Origin of the sequence: Rhizobacter terrae (genome assembly GCF_003852895.1) — a bacterium.
GTDB classification, from domain to species: domain Bacteria; phylum Pseudomonadota; class Gammaproteobacteria; order Burkholderiales; family Burkholderiaceae_C; genus Albitalea; species Albitalea terrae.
This window is the reverse complement of sequence record NZ_QUSW01000006.1, coordinates 103,743-122,314: the sequence shown is the minus strand read 5'-3', so window position 1 is coordinate 122,314 and position 18,572 is coordinate 103,743. Positions and strand designations below refer to the sequence as shown.

Below are 18,572 nucleotides of genomic sequence, written 5' to 3'. Positions count from 1 at the left end.
CGATGTGGGACAGCGCCCTCCAATCGTCCACCCAGCTCGTCACACACGCGCTGCTGCACAAGACCGTTCTTCCCTCGGACGCGCTCGCATTTGAGAAGGTCAGCGGCGCGGTTGCCGTTCGGGCTGCGCTGAGATTGCAGGCCGGCGAGCAGAGCCTCCTGTTCGCAGTGCCGGAGGCAACCGCGTCGACCGCTCGCCACATCGTGGCTTCGCTCCTCATCGGCGACCACGCCCACGCGAATGCGCAGGGCCAAGTACCCCAGGTCGAAGAAAGACATTTGTTGAGAGGCGACATCGTCCTCGTGACGCAAGCCATCTCGAACGCCAAGGCTCGCCTGGATGCGGTGCACATTGGACAGAGCCAGCGGCTTGAGGACCTGTGGGAAGTAGCCACGCTTAGCCGCTACACCGCTGCGAAGTCCGCCAAGCCGAGGGTGTTCCTGGCCAATCCTGGTTGGCTCGAAAAGACCATGAACGGTCGGCGTTTCGGCGCGGTGGTCATTGACGGCTCACATCCGAGCACGTTCGCTCAACTGCCGCAGCTGATGCGCGCTGCCTCCGGGTGTACGCGGCTGCGCATTGCTGTCTCGCCGCCGCCTGGCGAAGATGTCCTCGCCGCATGTGGGCATCCCTCCAAGCTGCAGCTCTGGCTGTGGGACTCGCAGGCAAAGAGCGATGCTGAAACAGCAGTGGAGGCACATGACCCGCAGCCGCGCGCGAATGGCGACCGGCACTTGTGGGTGTGCGACTCAGACGAGGAGGCGACGCAGGCGCTCGCAGAGGTCTACAAGTGGCTCACGGCTGCAGCACGGGCGGCCGAGGGGCGGGCCTATCCAGGACTTCGGCAGTGCTGGGGCCTCTACAACCGCCTACGGCAAGTCGCTGTTCCACTCGTGCAGCTCGAACAGGTCGCGGCCACAACCTGGGCTGGCAACCTGCGGCAGCGCATCGCGGAGCTCGACAGTGTCAGTGGCCACGGAAGTGTGGCCTGGGACACCACCTGGCCACAGCTCGTCGCTGCTCTCAAGGCAGCATACGAAACGCTCCTGCGCCGCAAGGAGACGGCCAAGTTCTGGGGTGTCGCGACAAACCTGCAGGCCTTTCTTCCGTCAGCCACGCCCCATCTGCGAATTGTGGTCGGTTCTGAGGCCGAGGTCACTCTGCTTACGCCGGCGCTCGAGCTGGTCGTGGACGGATTCTCGGAAGCGCTTGCGTCTGGACGAGTCGAGTTCGTCACGGGCAACAAGGAAGGCAAGCTGGTGGCCGAGGGAGATGTTTGCCCGACGGTGCTCCTGGCTCCGCGGACCAACGGCCATCGCTACCTTGACGTGTTTCCGTCCGCGCGCGTCGACGAGTTGCTCTACCCGCATGAGGTTGCCGTCGAACAAGGCAATCAATCGCGGCTTCACCGGGCCTGGGCATCACGCGCAGAAGACGAAGCTCGCGTACGTTTCCTCGCGCCCTTCGGGTTCAAGCCCTTGCCGTCCTCCGCACCGTGTGCTTCCGCGAGACCCCCGGCGGTTGTAGTTCGCAATTCAAGCGGACATGCGGTGGCCATGGTCACGCAAGCGGACGTCTCAGGCGAAATCGACATTGATGCGCTAGCCGGCACCTCCGGCGCCGACTTGTTCGATGGCCACGAGCCAACGGTGTACCTGTCTGCAGGCGGCGCGGGCGCTATCACGGAGGTTCGCTTCACCAACGGGGAGCAGCGCCAGTTCTACGATGGTCAGAAGCTGGACGTCTTCTTCTCGGAGACGTCGAACATCCAGCGGCACCCTGTGCGGGCGGTCCAGCCAGGCTGGCGAGTCATCGCCTTCGTCGACGGGCGGTACGACGGCCTGTTTCAGCGGCTGGCCGACGTCGTGAACTCCCGGCTGCCTCCTGGTGAGCGCGCTGCGCTAGCGCTCTGGCGCCAGGCTAAGGAGCATCTGGTCGCTCGGTTCGAGAACAAGACCGAGCTCTACAACAAGCTGGTCTTGAAGGGCCTGACGTCCAGCTATGGCACGTTCATCAGCTGGGTTAGCGACGGGGACGAAGACATCATCGCGCCGCAGCAGTTCAGCGAGTTCAAGGTGCTGGCGTCCGAAATCGAGACGTACGCCAACTCGAAGGTGATGCTGGATAGCGCCTTCAAGGCCGTGCAGCACGAACGCGGCCGCAATCGCCAGCTGGGCCGGACCCTTCGTGCGTTCCTCCGCGCCGCGATTTCCGGCGATGGCTACGAGGAAGCGCTGGCCGGTGCTCGCACGATTGACGCGGGAGTCGCCGACGTGTTCGCTGCGGTCGAGGTGCTTGAGGTTCAGTCTGTTCGCGAAGTGACGAGGAGTTCGTGATGGCAGAGAAGAAGGACTACAGCCCGACCTACGCTGATGAGCTGGCCATCTCGAAGCACTTCGTGCAAGTCCTGGAGCAGCGGCTCGCCGGACGAGACAGTGAGCGCCGCACCAACGTGAACCCGCTGGATTGGTGCCATCTCGGTGTCATCGGGCCCGCGAAACAGCAGCATGGGCCCGTCGAATTGGATTCAGCGACCCTCGAGGCGGAGGTCGCACCAGAAGGGTCTTCCGAAGCGAAGGCGGAGGATGCCGCGACGAACGACGGCTCGACGAAAGCCGCGCCTCCCGCCGGCAGCAGCGCTCCGGCGTCCGCAGATGCACCGGAGCCTGAGGACCCGAAGGCGGCCGAGAAGGCAGATGACCGGGAAAGCACTCGCCGGCCACCCTCAGCGATTGGCTTCGAGGCGCTGGTGCATCCCGGCCCTGACGGTAGCTTCATGCTGACGGTCGATGCTCAGTTCTGCATCTTCACCAAGCACCTGCCGGACCACGCGGAGCAAACCAGCGTGCTCGATGCCGGCGCGTCCGTTGGGGCGCCGCTGGCGGAGGTCGTGCAGCGCTGGCCGCTCGAGGTTCGAGGCATCGAGCTGAAGATTTCGGCCGGCGGCTGCACGGCAAACGACGACGGCGTCATTCAGCAACTGCTGGACGAGACGCTCGAACAGGCATTTGCACGGTCCGACGCTGAGCGCCTATTGCCCGGGACGCGCCCGAAGGTCTCAGAGGCAGACATCAAGACGCCTGAGGCCTTCAAGGCGTTCCTCACGTCACGGCTTCACGGCTTCAACGTCGAGAAGTGGCAACTCAACGCATCGCTCGAAGTCCGTGCGATACCACGGCCGGATGGCAAGGTCCGGATTGGCTGCTACTTCAAGAACGAAACGCCTGAGACGCCGCCCCTGACGAAGGGCAAGGGGTTAAAGGACGCGTTCCTGGTCATCAGCGACGTGCGCATTGACGCCACGGTCGGCGGTGAGCTCCATCCCATTGAAATCTTGCCGGTCCCGCAGGACTACCAGTACGACCGTCGCGTCTGGGCCGTTGGCCACAACACGAGCGTCGTCACGGACCCGGAGCGCCGCGTGATTCGGACCAGGGCGCTTGCCGTGTTCGAGCAGACTCGCATCATGACGCGCGACGTCGTGCCTGCGAAGTTTGCGGCGCTGGCAAGCAGCCCGTTTGAGACGCTGCAAGCCGTGTACGACGCGATGGGCGAATACGAGCAGGACTGGCAGAAGCGGGTTCTCGACGACAACTCTTTGAGCCTGGACGCGGCGGCGATGGCAGAGTGTCGGCGCGACCACGCCGGCTTCAAGGACGAGATTCGACGGTTCGCGTGCGGCATTGCGGCATTGCGATGCGATGAGCGGCTGCTGCGCGCGTTCCAGGCGGCCAATCGGGTGTTCGGGAAGCTTGCCAGCGGCTACGACGCCTGGCGCCTGTTCCAGCTCGTCTACATCGTGACTCAGCTGCCGGCGCTGGCCGTGCGCGAGAACTACGTGCGGGGCGAGTTCCCCGCGGGCACCAAGCGAGAGTGGAAGGACGCGCTCGACTGGGGCGATGTTCTCTGGTTTCGAACCGGCGGCGGGAAGACTGAGGCCTACCTGGGCCTGGCGTGCTGCGCCATGCTCTACGACAGGCTGCGGAACAAGCGCTTCGGGATGACCGCCTGGTTGCGATTCCCGCTGCGCATGCTCAGCATCCAGCAGCTGCAGCGCGCCATGCGCGTCATCTGGGAGACCGAAGAGGAGCGCAAGCGAATCCTGGGCGAAGAGGCGAGCCAGTCGGCCCCGCTGCGCCTTGGCTACTTTGTCGGCAGCACCACCACGCCGAATGGACTGTCGGTCGAGTACCTGAGCAACTTGACTGAGGAGAGCCTCGAGCGAGTACGCGCGGTGCCTGACTGCCCGGCGTGCGGCGGTCGCGGAACGGTCAAGAGCCACGCGGATATCGCCGGCATCAAGTTCCGCCACATCTGTTCCACCTGCAAGGCCGAACTCCCACTGGATGTGTCAGACGACGAGGTCTACCGGCACCTACCGGCACTGGTCGTGGGCACCATCGACAAGATGGCCACCGTCGGGCAGCAACCCAAGTTCGGGCTGCTCTGGGGAGGGGCCAAGTGGAAGTGCCCGGACCATGGCTACGGCTTCGGGGACTGGTGCACGGCGTTCGGCTGCAAGGTGGACAAGAAGCTGCGCAGGACGGTGAAGCCCTACGACCCCTCACCTGCACTGCACATTCAGGACGAGCTGCACCTGCTGCAGGAGGAGCTTGGCGCCTTCTCTGGCCACTACGAGACGCTCATCCGCTACTGCGAAGAGACGGTCGGCGGTCTGCCGTCGAAGGTCATCGCGGCTACGGCCACTATCGAAGGCTTCGAGAACCAAGTGCGCCACCTGTACGGGGTGAAGGACGCCAGGCGCTTCCCGGGCCGTGGGTACGACCGCATGAAGAGCTTCTACGCGGTGCCCGACGAGGACTCGGAGGGCCGGCCGAAGACCGCTCGCATCTTCGTGGCCTTCAAGAGCCCCTCGCTGTCGCCCGCGGACGCGTCTGCCTTTTGCTCTGAAATCCTGCATGCCGAAATCGGCCGCCTCTTCGCCAATCCCCACTTTGCCCTCGCCATCCTCAAGGATGCCAAGACGGCCGACGATGTCGAGGCCCTGCTGCGGCATTACTCGACCACACTCAACTACGTCGGGAGCTTGGCCAAGGGCTCGCGTGTGCGGCAGGCCCTGGACGAGGTCGCATCGAAGGTCCGGCCAGGCGCGCGGGACCTGAACGTGGAGTACCACTCCAGCCGTTCGTCGAGCGCCGAGGTCGCCGAGGTGGTCCATAAGGTGGAGAGCCCGCCAGCCTGGTCTGATGAGAGCTTCCTCGATGCCCTGGTGGCCACGAGCATGATTAGCCACGGGGTCGACCTCGAGCGCGTCAACTTGATGACGATGGACGGGGTCCCCGAAGAGACCGCTGAGTACATCCAGGCATCGAGTCGGAGCGGTCGTCGGCACGTCGGCTTGGTTGTTGTCGTCCTGAGCGGGTTCTCGCTGCGGGCCAACAGCATTTATCACCGCTTCATCGAGTACCACCAGCACCTCGACCGCATGGTGTCGCCGGTTCCGGTGAACCGGTTCGCCAAGTACGCCGCCGGACGAACCCTGCCGGGCATCGCGCTCGGCCTCGTCTACGGCGTGCACACGGCTCAAAGCGGCAGCTCGAAGCTCAACAACCGCACGGAGGTTGTCGACCTCCTGGACCGTCTGGGGCCGGACTTCTTGGCTGAACTCAAGGCGGCGTACTCACTTGGCGACGGCGTTTACGACGAGCGGCTCGAGAAGTCGCTGGCCGATGTGCTCGCAGAACAACTGGGGCGCGTGGAACTCTCGATTCGCAACAGCACCGAGAAGAAGGTCAAGGATGCGGTTCGTCCTGTGCCCATGACCAGTCTGCGCGACGTGGAGGCCGGGGTTCCATTTTGGCCAGACCACTGCGACTCACGGCTGCTCACCTTCGTGCAGAAGTCCAAGGACTGACCATGGCCTACAAGGGATTCTCGCGAGGTCAGACCCAGGTCCTGTTCAGGCACCTGCCCGAGGCCATCTTCGAGCACGACGACTACGGTCTGTGCAAAGTGACGCAGGTCGCCCTGGGCGACGCGGAGGTCAATCGCGACGCGCTCTTCGACGCGATGGCCGATGCCCTGGCGATGTGGCCGGCCGACTTCGCCGCCAAGTTTCCGGACACGCGCGACGCATCGCGCAGGTCCTACTACGCGGTGGGCTCGCCCAGAGAGGTCCGGTTCACGCCGTACCCGCAGGTGTTCCGCTGCCGGTCCTGCTCGAGGACGGGAAAGTTCACCGACCTTATCAAGCGGGGCGCGTCCGCGGTAGGTCGGTGCAGCTGCGGCGGGTACTTGAACCAGATGCGCTACGTGCAGGCTCACAACTGCGGGCGGCTGGAGGAGCTCTACGTGCCGGCGCAGCGGTGCCCGGGCTGCGGCAGCGGCACGGACTTGGCGTTCTATGACCCCGGTCGCGTCAAACAGGCACGTTGGTACTGCGCGAAGTGCAAGGCCGACGTGCAGGCGCTGCGCATGACGCCTTGCAAGTGCGCGTACAACCAGTCGCTGCCACCGGGCCCTCGCGCGGAGAAGTTCCTCCGCGTGGTGCCGACAGGCGACCCCTCGCTCTACATCCCGCACACGGTCGCTTTTGTCAACTTCCCCGAGGACGACCAGGGGCGGCTGCGGGCGGCGCCAGATGCGTTGCAGCTGATGCTGGCCCGAACCTGGGGGCTACTGCCCGATGGCGTTTCGGACACGATTCGCGAGCGCGCGAGCCTTGGCAAGCCCGAGGACGCGGACATGACGGCCGCGCTTGTTGAGCAACTGCGCAAACTCGATCCGACCAACCAGGTCGTCTGCGACTACGACGCGAAGAAGAAGAAACCGAAAGGTCAAGCCGAAATCGAGCGGGTCAACGACTTGCTCAAGGCATGCAAGCTGACCTCGACGGGCGCACCACGCCGTTGGCTGGTCGAACACACGACCCTTCTCGACAAGACGGACATCAACACTATCGCAGACGTCGCGGGGATGCTGAGGCGTTCTGGCGATGAGGTCGGCGCGTCCGACATCGAGGAGGGGCAGCGCAAGGCTTCCGAGCTCCTCGGTATCCGCAATCTCAGAGTCGTGAACGACTTTCCGCTTGCGCTGTGCGCGTACGGGTACACGCGGACCGCGCGCGACCCCTCCCGTACGCTCATCACGCCATTTCCGGTAGACGACCGCGGCAGGATTCCTGTGTACGCCATCGCAGCGGAGACGGAAGCACTGTGGTTCGAACTGGACCCGTTGAAGGTCTACAGCTGGTTGCTCCAGAACGGCATCGCCGGCGGCGCCGTCCCGGCCTCTCGCGAAGAGGCCTGGGCCCGGCTGTACGCCGAAGTGCCTGGACTGCGCGAGGCGCCGCACGAGCCCTCATACGGGCAGGTGGAAGCGGTGGCCATCCGCACGCTCTTGCACACCATGAGTCATCTGTTCCTGCGGCGCATCGAATGGAGCGGCTTCGCGCCCTCGAGCGTCGGCGAGTACCTCATCCCCGGCTCGCTCTCGTTCATCCTGTACGCCAACCGGCATGCCGAGACCAAGATTGGCGGCCTGACGACGCTGTTCGAGCAGCGCCTGAACACCTGGCTCTGGGACGCCGTGCAGTCGGGTCGCGAATGCGTTTACGACCCCATCTGCGAAGACGACGGCGGGAGCTGCGCCGGCTGTACTCACCGAGAGCACAACTGCATCAGCTTCAACCGCGAGCTCTCTCGAGCGACTGTCTACGGTGGACCTACGCCGCAGGCCAGCGTCTTCGAGGGCTCGAAGCTCGCGTTCGGGTATTGGCAAGACGCATGGAAGGCGGCGCCGGTGGCGTGATGTCCACGACGACGATTTCAGAGCGCATACGGCGTCCGGATGGGGCTCGGCGGCTTGGTCAGGCCTTGTGGATGCTGGTGGGCGAACGGCTGAGTTCCTCCGAGGAACTACTCTGGGCCAACTCGCTGCTCGGAACAAGCGGCGAACGCCTGCTTTGGGATGCGCTCAAGGAATGGAGGTGCCTGAGTTCCGAGGGCAGGCTCCTCGCTCGACCTCTCGCGGACTTCCTTTGCGCTGTCTGGGACGGGCAATCCGAGGTGGACATTGCGCTGATGTGGACGCTACCGCAAGGGCTCGCCGTCCCCGGCGTGGACCCGACGGGGTACGCCAAGGGCGTACGCGCGCTCATTCGGGCCTCAAGGGAACGCCTAACACTCCTTGCGCCCTACCTTGAAGTTGAGGGCATGGGACAGCTTCAAGAGGAGCTGCTTGCTGCCCTGTCCAAGGGCGTGTCCATGACGCTGGTGACCCAGGACGCGAATTCGTTGGGCTCATGGGCGTCGGATTCGCTGGAGTCGCTACGTCGGGAGGCGCGAGGCCTGAACGGTTGTCTGCGCGTGTACACGGCGCCGACGACTGCGCCTGTCTTGCTGCACTCGAAGCTCGTAGTGGCGGATGGCGCGTCGGCCGTCCTCGGCTCCGCGAATCTGACGGGCAATGCGTTGCTTCGGAACCTTGAGACGGGCGTTATCGTTGGTGCTCGTCAGGCAGTTGAGATTGAGCGAGTCGTACACGCGGCAATCGAGCTCGGACAAGTGCGCCTTGTGTTTAAGACCGCTGCGGGCGAGTAGGCGTGCTGACGAGCAGCAGTTCTTCCGGCCGGTGACCCTGAAGCCCCGCGCTCCGATTAGCGCGAGCCGTTGTCGGAGCGGCCGCTCTGCGCGCCTTGCTCCGTCCGCATGGGTCGGTGGCCCAAGCCCACGGGGCGGGCCGCACATGCCCCCTGGGTCCAGCCCCCGGCCGGCGGCGAATGACGACAAGGTGACTGACAGCATGAGTTCGCCGCCCGGCGCAGTGTGACTCCTTCCGCTGCGCAGCTGGCCTCATGCACGTGCGTTCTTCGCCAGAGGCCAAGGGCGTCAGACCTCGATCTCCTACCTCTCTTGTGCGGTGACAATGTCGCCTAGAACAGCCGAGATGATGCTCCTTGCAGCCAGCTTGAGGGGCCGGTTTCCAGCCCGGCGAGTCGAGAGAGGAAGATCTTGTTGCGACACCACAATCCGAGGACTTCGCGCAGCGCCGCTGCGGTCAGACCGACCGCTTGCGCGATCTCCCCGCTTCGGATGTCTGAACGCTTGCGGCGAGTCGTGACAACGGGGCCGTCAAGGCCGACCATCGGCAGGTGTCACTGATGCGTGGTGAACCTGCGATCACCCTGAGCGACTTGTACCTGGCATTTCGCCAAGCGAAGACTGCACTCTACTTCGAGCGTCGTGGCGTCGGCTTGCACGAGCTGGCACAGTTCGAGCAAGACCTTGGAAACCAATTGCGCGCGCTAAAGGAGACCCTCGACGCTCGCCCATGGTTCGACGGCCTAGAGACTGGCGAGTCGTGGGTTGTTCCGAAGCGGTTCAGAGAGCAATCTCCGACAAGCGACGAGATCATTCGAATCGGAGTCCGGCAGGACAAAGCGGTCAGGCCCATCGACGTCCAAGTCCGCGTAAGTCCGACCCCGCAGTTCGCGATCGTGGAGATTCTCTATCTGTGGCAGTTCGGCGGCCATCTCGATTCACTACTGCCGAGCCCAGAGGTTCTGGGCTATCGCCTCGATCTGCGCGAGCAGAGAGTAGTGCCGGATCGACGGTGGGTTTTCGAATTCTGGCCCCCTCGCTACCAAGAGTTCCGGATGGCGCCGTTGAACGCAGCACGGGATGCGCTGCAACTCGACCGGAAAGTGATGATCATTAGCGCCGATCTGGCGAGCTTCTATGACACCGTCGAGCCTGCATTCTTGCTCAGCAAGGGCTTCATCCGGCGATTGACAGACGTCAGCGGTGATGAGTTCGCCGTCGAAGCCTACAAGGTGGCGACGACCTCATTGCTCAACGCCTATGAACGGTTTCGGGCCCAAGCGTCCCGGCGCGTCGGGATCCCCGTCACTACCGGCGTTCCTATCGGCGCTCTCACCAGCCGGCTCGTCGCAAATTTGGCGCTCGAGTCACTGGATCGCCACATCGCAGGTCGTTCGGGCGTGCTCTGCTACCGGCGCTATGTGGACGACCTGGTGATCGTTGCCCAAGACAGGAAGGCTGACAAGGCAGAGAGTCTTCTGAACGTGCTCAGCACATACCTTCCGATCAAGAGCACCAGCGACGACACGGTTCGTCTTGATTGCGATGAACTTTCACGACCGGGCAGTGACTTCCGCCTTCAAAGCAAGAAGGTTCGAGTCCACCACCTGGCCGGTACGCCTGGCACAGATTTCGTGGACGCCGTCGCCTCCGATTTCGCCAGTCTCGTCAGCGAACGTCGGGCGTTCGTGGACATCGCGACCTTGCATGGCGAAGGTGCTGGGCACCTTGTGAGAGCCAGGCAACAAGCAGGGTCGCCACTGCGGGTCCTGCGCCAAGCAGACCGCGCCAAGCTTGAACGGTACGCGCTCTCGACGAGCCTTCACTCCTTGGAAAGGATTTCGAGCCTGGTCGACGGTCAGCAGGCGAAGACCATGGTCCGCAACAGCCTCGATCAAGTGGCCCGCGTGCTGGACGCAGAGGACAACTGGCTGGAAGACCTCGACCTTTCCTTGCGACTGTTCAAACTCGCAGTTGTCGCGTCCGATTGGAAGACCGCAGCTGAGATCAATCAAAGGATGGATGCAGTCTGGGGAAGTGTCGAATCCCTCTGGGAGGCTGCATCGGCGCTTTACTTCCTGGGCCAGGAGCTACCGCGCGGCAAGAAGTTTGGCTGGACTTCCCTTCGCGACTACCTGCATGAACGTCGGGTCGAAGCCATGGCCGCCGTGTTGCCGCGAACGTCGAAGGGGCTGAAGGATCTCGAGGCCCGTTTGAAGGGCGGGCTGAAGTACCGTACCCGCTATATGAGCATGGGCGTGCTGAAGCGTCGGGCCGCGATTCTGGCCGCCTCGGACTTGCGCTCGCGCGATCGCGAGGAGGACTCGCCCAAGGACGCAAGACCTCCTGAGGTGGATCGAACATGGCTCATCGAGGAACTCTCCGAGAGCGGGGAGCTTGTTAAGCGCCTCACCGAGATCGAGAGGTTTGTCGCACGTTGCGAAGACCTCAAAGATCCGCCTTGGATGCTGGCGCCCGCCCGGCTGTTCCTCTGCATACGCCCACCTTCCTACTTCGACATTGCACGCCGCTGGTTGATTCGAGTCGAGAGTGAAGGATTTCAATCGGACATCTTTCAAGATCTTCTGGATGTCGTCAATGCGATTCGCGGCACTCGCTACGCAGACCCAGTCGGCACTGTGATCGACCCGAGCAATGTCTGGATCAACTCGTTCTGGCAAAGGTTCGCCGACGATTCGCCAATGACAGGGCCGCGCGTGATGCTCGGCAACTTGGTCGTCAAGAACAGCGCATGGGAGGCCGCAGCAAAGCGAACGCCGAAGCCTCCCTACAACAAGCCCCACATGACACTGGAGCGCCTGCGGGGTCTGGCCACGGTCCTGGAAAAGGCTAACCGGGTGGCACAGAACCATCCGGCGGCGGTCCTTGTCTTACCCGAACTTTCCATCCCGCGCGATTGGTTTCGAGCGCTGTCGAACTATGTTGTGCTGACCGGTCGCTACGGCTTGGTCGCCGGCCTGGAGTATCGACATGATCCAGCGAATGCGCATGTCAGCAATGAGGTCCATGCCGTAATTCCCGGCCCCTCTCGTTCTGTCGCATCGTGGAGTTGGACCAAGCGCAGACCTGCACGCGAGGAGGCGACTCAACTTGCAGCTATGCCTGTTGGCGTGACCTTCGCGCCACCCAAGGGCAATCTGCCAAGAATCGTGGTTTCATCGCCTTGGGGATCGCTTTCCGTGTTGATCTGCAGCGAGATGATCGAGGCACGCCGAGTCGCTGACCTTGTCGGCCGGGCGGACGTCGTGCTATGTCCAGCGTGGAACCCCGACACATCGTCCTACGATCACTTGATCCAGTCCGTGGGATTTCAGCTCCACGCGATCATCGCGATCGCCAACAACGGCTACTATTCTGACTGCAGAGCGTGGGCGCCGCGTGCGGTACGTTGGGAGCGAGACTTGTGCCGCCTGGTTGAGAGAGGCGCCGATGATCTCGTCCACGTCGATCTGCCGCTCGAAAGCCTCAGAGCGTTTCACGCAGATCCAACAGTGAATGAAGACTGGCGCCCCTTGCCGCCGGATTGGCGGTGACTGAGTGCGGCAACGCAGCAGTCTGCAGGATTGCTCCAGGGGCCGAAGAACGGCAATGCGACATTGACTGCTGCGACTCAGCACGCCGTCACGCTCGACGGCTGAGGCGAATGAGCAATCCCGACCCTCCTGATGCCAAGCGCCAATCGGCAATCAAGGCGTTGATGGGAGTCCATCGTAGACTGCGAGCCGGAGGCCACGACGGACGATCGATGATCGTGCCAAGCGGAGATTGCGAGTCGACGCCACCAAGTGGCGGTTGGACGAGCGTGGGCCCGTGTGTTCAGTCTATGACCGGTGTGCGAGGGAGAGCGTGAGTTCCAGCCTCCGCAACGACTGACTCCTTTCGCTGCCTCGCCGACCATCGAGGCGGAAGGTCGATTTGAGACTGAATGCGGTCAACCTACTAAGGTTGCCCTGAAGTCCTGGACCGGCCGCAAGCCGACAATACACGGCAGGCGGAGCTTCCGCTCAAAACTCCCCCTTCAAAACCCACTTTGGGCATTCCGACGATCAGGGGGCAATCTTCACAATATTGATGAGATTGTTCTCACTGCGAATAGCGTGCAATTCTGCAGGTGTTTCTATGGCGACCAATGCTGGACAACGATCCAAGGTTGTTCCAGACGCCTTCACATCCAGGCGAATGCTGCGCCACGCAGCGCAATTGACCTGAATCAATTTTGAGATGCACCGCAGCACGCCCAGTGCATGCCAACGCATCACCCCTGCCTATGATTTCCAACGACAGACGCAACCGCGCTGACCGCTTCCCTCTCGCAGCGGATCAACGGTTCAACTGCGGCCGCCATGTCGACCTGCAGACCCAGAACACCAACACCTCAAGGAGTTCCCCCCATGACAGCATTCTTCGCCGGAAGCGGCATCGGCTCACTGGCCGGCGCTGCCTTCCTCATCCGCGATGCCGGCTGGAAAGGCGCCGACATCACCATCTTCGAATCTCAGCCGATCCCCGGCGGCAGCCTGGACGGCGCGCAGCGGCCAGAGGGCTACTCTCTGCGCGGCGGGCGCATGCTCACCAGCGACCACTATGAGTGTCTGTGGGACCTGATGAAGAGCATCCCTTCGCTGGAGCACGAGGGTCTGAGCGTCTACGACGAGACGCTGCGCTTCAACGAGCGCAACCCCGCGCACTCGCGCGCGCGCCTGGTGGACGCCAACCGCCACATTGTCGATGTGTCGTCCATGGCCTTTACGATGCATGACCGCCTGGAACTTCTGCGCCTCACCGAGGCAACCGAAGAGACACTGGGCACCAGCCGCATCACCGACTGGCTGTCGCCTGCATTCTTCCGCAGCAATTTCTGGCTGATGTGGCAAACGACCTTCGCCTTCCAGCCCTGGCACAGCGCGGTTGAATTCAAACGCTACCTGCACCGCTTCATGAACGAGTACCCCCGCATCGAGACGCTTGCAGGCGTGAAGCGCACGGCCTACAACCAGTACGACTCGCTGGTGCGACCGCTGGTCCACTGGCTGGTCGAGCGCGGCGTGCGTTTCGAGCATGGCGTGACGGTGACTGACGTCGACTTGCGCGATGACGCCGACGTCCTCTCGGTGCGTGGGCTCGAGCTGCGCGGGCCATCCGGCGTGCGCACGATGGACATCTCGCCTCAGGACCTGGTGTTCATCCAGAACGCCTCGATGACCGATGCCTCCAGCCTCGGCACGATGACCGAGCCGCCATCGCAGCTCACCAAGGTTCATTCAGCCGGCTGGGCGCTGTGGGAGAAGATCGCACAGGGCCGGCCGGCGTTCGGCCGCCCCGAGGCCTTCAACGCCAGCATCCCCGAGTCGTGGTGGGAGTCGTTCACGGTGACGTGCCGCACGCCGGCCTTCTTCGAGAAGATGGAGTCGTTCACCGGCAACCAGGCGGGCACCGGCGGCCTCGTCACGTTCCGGGACTCGCGCTGGCTGATGTCCGTCGTCCTCTATCACCAGCCGCATTTCGTCGGCCAGCGCGCCGACGAGTGGGTCTTCTGGGGCTATGCGCTGCACCCCGACCGCGTCGGCGACTTCGTGCCCAAGCCCATGAGCGAATGCGGCGGCGCCGACATCCTCAACGAGCTGGCCGGCCATCTGAACTTCGACCGCGCAGTCTTCGAGGGCGCCACCTGCATTCCCTGCCGCATGCCGTACATCACGAGCATGTTCATGCCGCGCGCTCGCACAGATCGCCCGAAGCCTGTGCCGGCACGGTCGCGCAACCTGGCATTCGTCAGCCAATTCGTCGAGATCCCGGACGACGTGGTCTTCACCGTTGAATACTCGGTGCGGGCGGCACAGACCGCGGTGTACCAGCTGGCACATGTGGACCGCATCGTGCCGCCGATCACGGCACATGACGCGAAGCCCCGGGTGCTGCTCGACTCCTTGGTGAAGTCCTTCACCTGAGCCGTGCCGGCGGGCCGCCGGTCAGCCTGCGGCCCCTTTTGCCAACCTCCTCACCGCACCCACAAACCTCTGCAAGGTCGGCGAGCAGTCCCGCTGCGCCAACCTCACATCAATCAACTGAAACCTCCCCCGCGTCCCCCACGCCCGCTCCAAGGCCGCCTCCAGTCCCACGCAGTCCTCCACCCGCGCCCCGTCCCCGCCCATCCCAGGCGCCATCTGCGCAAAGTCCCACGCGCTCAAGTCATTGAACCGAGCCTCCGGCTCGAAGGCCCGCAGCATCTCCCACCCCGCGTTGTTGAACACGATGACGATCGGGTCCCAGCCATGGCGCTGCGCATTGCCCAGCTCCCAGCCGGTCATCTGGAACGCCCCATCGCCCACCAGCACGATGGGCCGCTGCCCGGTCGCGGCCTGCAAGCCCAGCGCCGCGGGCACGCCGTAGCCCATGGTGGCGTAGTACCCGGGTGCGATGAGTGCGGTGGGGTCGATGTCCATCGCTGTGAACAGGCAGTCGCCCACGTCGCAGGCGATGGGCATGGGGCCGTGGCGTTGCATCAGGCGGTTCACGGCATCGGCGATGTCTGCCGGCGTGACGGGCGACGGCTCGGCGCGGCGGGGTTCATGCCGGCCTTTCGTCGCCAGTGCGCGCAAGGGCGCCACCAGCGGCGCAGTCGCCGGCACCCGCTCCAGCAGCGCGTCGATCAGCCGTGACAGCGGCACGTCCGGGTACACGTGGTGCCCCATCACCACGCGCCCGCCCAGCGCCTGGATGGCGAAGCGCAGATCGATGCGCTGGGCCGAGACCGCGAAGTTGGTGTCCGAGACGATGACGCCGAGCAGCAGCAAGCCATCGGAGGTCTCCACCTCCTGCGACAGCACCGGGTCGCCGGCCAGGCCGAGGTAGGTGCCGCGCAGCAGCGGCACGTCCGCATCGGCCAGCAGACCGCGGCCCATGAAGCTCGTCACCACCGGAATGCCCAGGCGTCGCGCCAGGGTGGCCACCTTGGCTTCCAGGCCGTAGCGGCGCACCTCCACGCCCACCATGAGCACGGGGCGTCTGGCGCGGCGCAGGCGCTCCAGCAGTTCGTCGGCACACGCGGCCAAGGCCTGCGGGTCGGGCTCATGCGGCGCGGTGACGGGCACCTCGTCGCATGGCCGCTGCGGCATGTCGCGCGGAATCTCCAGGTACACCGGCCGTGACTCGCGCAGCGCGGTGTCCAGCACGCGGGCGATCTGCTGCGGTGCCTGCCGTGCATCGTCCAGCCGCGCGCGGTCGGCGGTGAGTTCCTCGAACACGCGCCATTGCGAATCGAGCGTCTTCACCTGGTGGTGCAGCAGCAGGCCGCTGGCCGCTTCGTGCGCGGCCGGCGCGCCCGAGAGCACGACCAGCGGCACGCGCTCCGCGTACGCGCCCGCGACGGCATTGACGAGGTTGAACGCGCCGGCCCCGTAGGTCACCGCGGCCACGCCCAGCCCGCCGCGATATCGCGCGGCTGCGTCCGCCGCGAAGCCCACGCCAGGCTCGTGCGACAGGGTGTACAGCGGCAGGGTCGCGCTGCGTTCGATCTCGCGGAACAAGGGCAGCGCAAAGTCGCCGGGAATGCCGAAGATCTCGGTGGCGCCGCGCTCGGCCAGCGCCTGCAGCAGTCGGTCGGTGAGGTTCATGGCCACAGCGGTCCGATGGCGTCGAGGGTGTTCTTGAGGATCAAGCCCATTTCGGTGTCTCCTTCCATCACGAGCGCTCGCTCGAAGAACAATCGGTCGGCGTCGTCGCGGCCGCTCATCAATCGCCAGTAGGCGGGGGCCGCGGCGGTGATGCGCAAGGCCACGGGTGCGCTGGCGGACGCGAGGCCGAAGCCGCGCGGGTCCAGTTGCAGGCGCAGCCGCAGGCCGAGGTCGGTCACGGCAATCTCCACGCAGCGGTTGGACAAGGCCGGCAGCGCATCGGCCGGCAGGCGCGGGCGCAGCCAGCGGTTGAGCGCTGCGGCCAGTGCCAGGGCTGGCGGCTGCATCGGCAGTCGTTGCACCAGTGGGCGGATGCGCTCGGCCACCGCGCCGAAAGCGGGCAGGGCGGCGTTCATGCGCGGCTCCAGTCCAGCCCGGGCTGGCCGTGCGCGAAGCCGTTGGCCAAACCTCCGGGCAGGCTCAGTGCATCGAGCGCGATCAAGGCGGCATCGGCGTTCTCGCCGCGGTTCATCACGCCGTCAAAGGCATCCACGATCTTCATGAAGTGTTTCGAAGAGGGCGAGAGGCGCACGCGGGTCACCCCGGCTGCCAGCAGCGCCTGCCGTTCGCCGATGAGGCACTGCTGCGCGGCCGATTGGGTCTGGATGCCGTTGAGCACGAGGAAGGGCTGGCCGTCGGAGGTGGACAGCAGCAGGCCGTCGTCGTCATCGCGGCAGCGGAAGTCGCACTGGTCCTTGCTCAGGCGGTGGTGGCGCGCGGTGAAGCAGCGCGCCGAGAAGGCCAGCGGCATGCGGCCGTGGGCGAACACCTCGGTGGGCAGCGGCGTGCTGCCGGCGTTGATCTGCCCGATGGCCGCGAGCGACAGCTCCACCGGCGCCACCCAGCGCAGCGCCCCGAGGCTCGCGTATTCGTCCAGCGCGGGCCGGCTGTAGACGTTGATGTGCGGCCCGAGCACGAAGGGCACGCCGGCATCGATCAGCACGTTCAGGGCGGACGCATCGCCCGCCTCGACGATGAACTCGCCTTGTTCGGCCATGCGCCTGAGCACACGCAAGTCCGCCTCGGACTCGACCAGCGCCTGCGTGGCCAGCACCACCTCCTTGCCGGCGGCGGCCAGGTCGCGGCCCAGGGCGATCCAGTCGGCCGTCTTCATCTCATGCCGGCGCGAGCACACCACCTCGCCCAGCACGATGGTGTCGGCTGGCGATTCGGCGAGGTCTGCGTAGAACTGGATCAGCGTCTCGCGCGGCCAGTAGTACAGCAGCGGCCCGATGGTGAGCGCGATGCGCGGGGTGTCGGTGAAGTCCATCGGCATCATCTCCATGGCCTGTCATAGGCGCCCAGCGTGTGCTGCTGGCCCTCGGCCAGGTGGGCGAGCGTGGCCGTCCATGGCGGCTCCACGCGAAAGCGCCCCGGCGAGGCCGCGGCCGAGTCGATGGCGTCGCGCCACACGCGCGTCACCTGCTCGACGTAGGCCGGGCTGCGCTGGCGGCCTTCGATCTTGATGGCCCGCACGCCCAGCCGCATCAGCTCGGGCAGGATGGCCAACGTGTTCAGGCTGGTCGGCTCCTCGATGGCGTAGTCGCGCGTGCCCTCCACGTCGAAGCGGCCCTTGCACAGCGTGGGGTAGCCGCGTGGCTCGTCCTTCGCATAGCGGTCGATGAGCAGGCCGTTCAGCCGAGCCTCCACGCCGTCGGCCTTGTCGTGCCAGCGCACGGCCGAGGGCGGCGAGCAGACGCCGGCGTTGTTGGGCGATTGCCCGGTGGCATACGACGACAGGGCGCAGCGGCCCTCGACCATCACGCACAGGCTGCCGAAGCCGAACACCTCGATCTCCACCTCGCCCGCATGCTTGAGCACCTGGCCCACCTGGGAGAGCGTGAGCACGCGCGGCAGCACGGCGCGCTGGATGCCGTAGCGGCGGCGGTAGAAGGCGATGGCCTCGTGCGTGGTGGCCGAAGCCTGCACGGACAGGTGCAGGCGAAGGTCCGGATGCTTGTCGCGGGCGTAGGCCATCACGGCCACGTCGGCGCAGATCAGCGCATCGGCGCCGTAGCGGGCGGCAGCGTCCACCGCGGCATGCCACGGGGACACGTCATCCGATCGGGCATAGGTGTTGAGCGCCATCAGCACCTGGCGCCCGCGCGCATGGGCGTAGTCCACGCCTTCGCGCAGTTGCGCATCGTCGAAGTTCAGGCCGGCGAAGTTGCGTGCGTTGGTGGCGTTGCGCAGGCCGAGGTACACGGCGTCGGCGCCGGCATCCACCGCAAGCTTGAGCGCGCGCAGCGACCCGGCCGGGCAGACGAGGTCGGGAGGAGATTCATGGGACATCCGCAGGCATTCTTTCGAACCGGCG

Annotated in this window: 11 protein-coding genes; 6 read left to right on the top strand and 5 right to left on the bottom strand. The window is 65.0% G+C overall.

Features of this window, described 5'->3' with window-relative positions; translation table 11 throughout:
* Positions 1 to 2 precede the first annotated feature (2 nt).
* The 5 genes from DZC73_RS20535 (at position 3) to DZC73_RS20520 (ending at position 12,115) form a co-directional block, all read left to right on the top strand.
* Positions 3 to 2,336 carry a DISARM anti-phage system protein DrmE domain-containing protein gene (locus DZC73_RS20535; RefSeq protein WP_124542249.1) on the top strand — a complete coding sequence of 778 codons (2,334 nt, stop codon included), beginning with the start codon at positions 3 to 5 and terminating at the stop codon, positions 2,334 to 2,336.
* Positions 2,336 to 5,875, top strand: a complete 3,540-nt coding sequence (locus tag DZC73_RS20530) for a helicase C-terminal domain-containing protein (protein WP_124542248.1) — start codon at positions 2,336 to 2,338, stop codon at positions 5,873 to 5,875. Before DZC73_RS20535 ends, DZC73_RS20530 begins: the two co-directional genes overlap by 1 nt.
* 2 nt (positions 5,876 to 5,877) lie before the next feature.
* Positions 5,878 to 7,770 (top strand): hypothetical protein, encoded by a 1,893-nt coding sequence (locus tag DZC73_RS29765; protein WP_161974673.1) that lies wholly within the window; start codon positions 5,878 to 5,880, stop codon positions 7,768 to 7,770.
* A complete protein-coding gene (locus DZC73_RS20525) occupies positions 7,746 to 8,561 on the top strand; it encodes a phospholipase D-like domain-containing protein (RefSeq protein ID WP_161974672.1) in 816 nt (271 codons plus the stop codon). The genes DZC73_RS29765 and DZC73_RS20525 overlap by 25 nt, the downstream gene beginning before the upstream one ends.
* A 560-nt stretch (positions 8,562 to 9,121) precedes the next feature.
* Positions 9,122 to 12,115, top strand: a complete 2,994-nt coding sequence (locus DZC73_RS20520) for an RNA-directed DNA polymerase (RefSeq protein ID WP_124542246.1) — start codon at positions 9,122 to 9,124, stop codon at positions 12,113 to 12,115.
* Between the two features lie 513 nt (positions 12,116 to 12,628).
* On the opposite strand, the gene DZC73_RS20515 is transcribed toward DZC73_RS20520, so the two are convergent.
* Positions 12,629 to 12,838: a hypothetical protein gene (locus DZC73_RS20515; RefSeq protein ID WP_124542245.1), complete on the bottom strand. Its 210-nt coding sequence runs from the start codon at positions 12,836 to 12,838 to the stop codon at positions 12,629 to 12,631.
* 135 nt (positions 12,839 to 12,973) lie between these two features.
* On the opposite strand from DZC73_RS20515, the gene DZC73_RS20510 reads away from it, so the two are divergent.
* Positions 12,974 to 14,530, top strand: coding sequence for an oleate hydratase (locus DZC73_RS20510; protein WP_235835219.1), 1,557 nt, complete (start codon positions 12,974 to 12,976; stop codon positions 14,528 to 14,530).
* Positions 14,531 to 14,551: 21 nt separating this feature from the next.
* On the opposite strand, the gene ipdC is transcribed toward DZC73_RS20510, so the two are convergent.
* The 4 genes from ipdC to ubiU are packed head-to-tail and all read right to left on the bottom strand — an operon-like array spanning position 14,552 to position 18,547.
* Entirely contained in the window at positions 14,552 to 16,195 is a 1,644-nt protein-coding gene (gene ipdC / locus DZC73_RS20505; RefSeq protein WP_124542243.1) for an indolepyruvate/phenylpyruvate decarboxylase, read from the bottom strand.
* Positions 16,192 to 16,611, bottom strand: a complete 420-nt coding sequence (gene ubiT, locus DZC73_RS20500) for a ubiquinone anaerobic biosynthesis accessory factor UbiT (RefSeq protein ID WP_124542242.1) — start codon at positions 16,609 to 16,611, stop codon at positions 16,192 to 16,194. The genes ipdC and ubiT overlap by 4 nt, the downstream gene beginning before the upstream one ends.
* On the bottom strand, positions 16,608 to 17,525 hold the full coding sequence (locus DZC73_RS20495; protein ID WP_235835218.1) for a U32 family peptidase: 918 nt from the start codon (positions 17,523 to 17,525) through the stop codon (positions 16,608 to 16,610). The genes ubiT and DZC73_RS20495 overlap by 4 nt, the downstream gene beginning before the upstream one ends.
* Positions 17,526 to 17,530: 5 nt before the next feature.
* Positions 17,531 to 18,547, bottom strand: coding sequence for a ubiquinone anaerobic biosynthesis protein UbiU (gene ubiU, locus DZC73_RS20490; RefSeq protein WP_124542240.1), 1,017 nt, complete (start codon positions 18,545 to 18,547; stop codon positions 17,531 to 17,533).
* Positions 18,548 to 18,572: the final 25 nt, after the last annotated feature.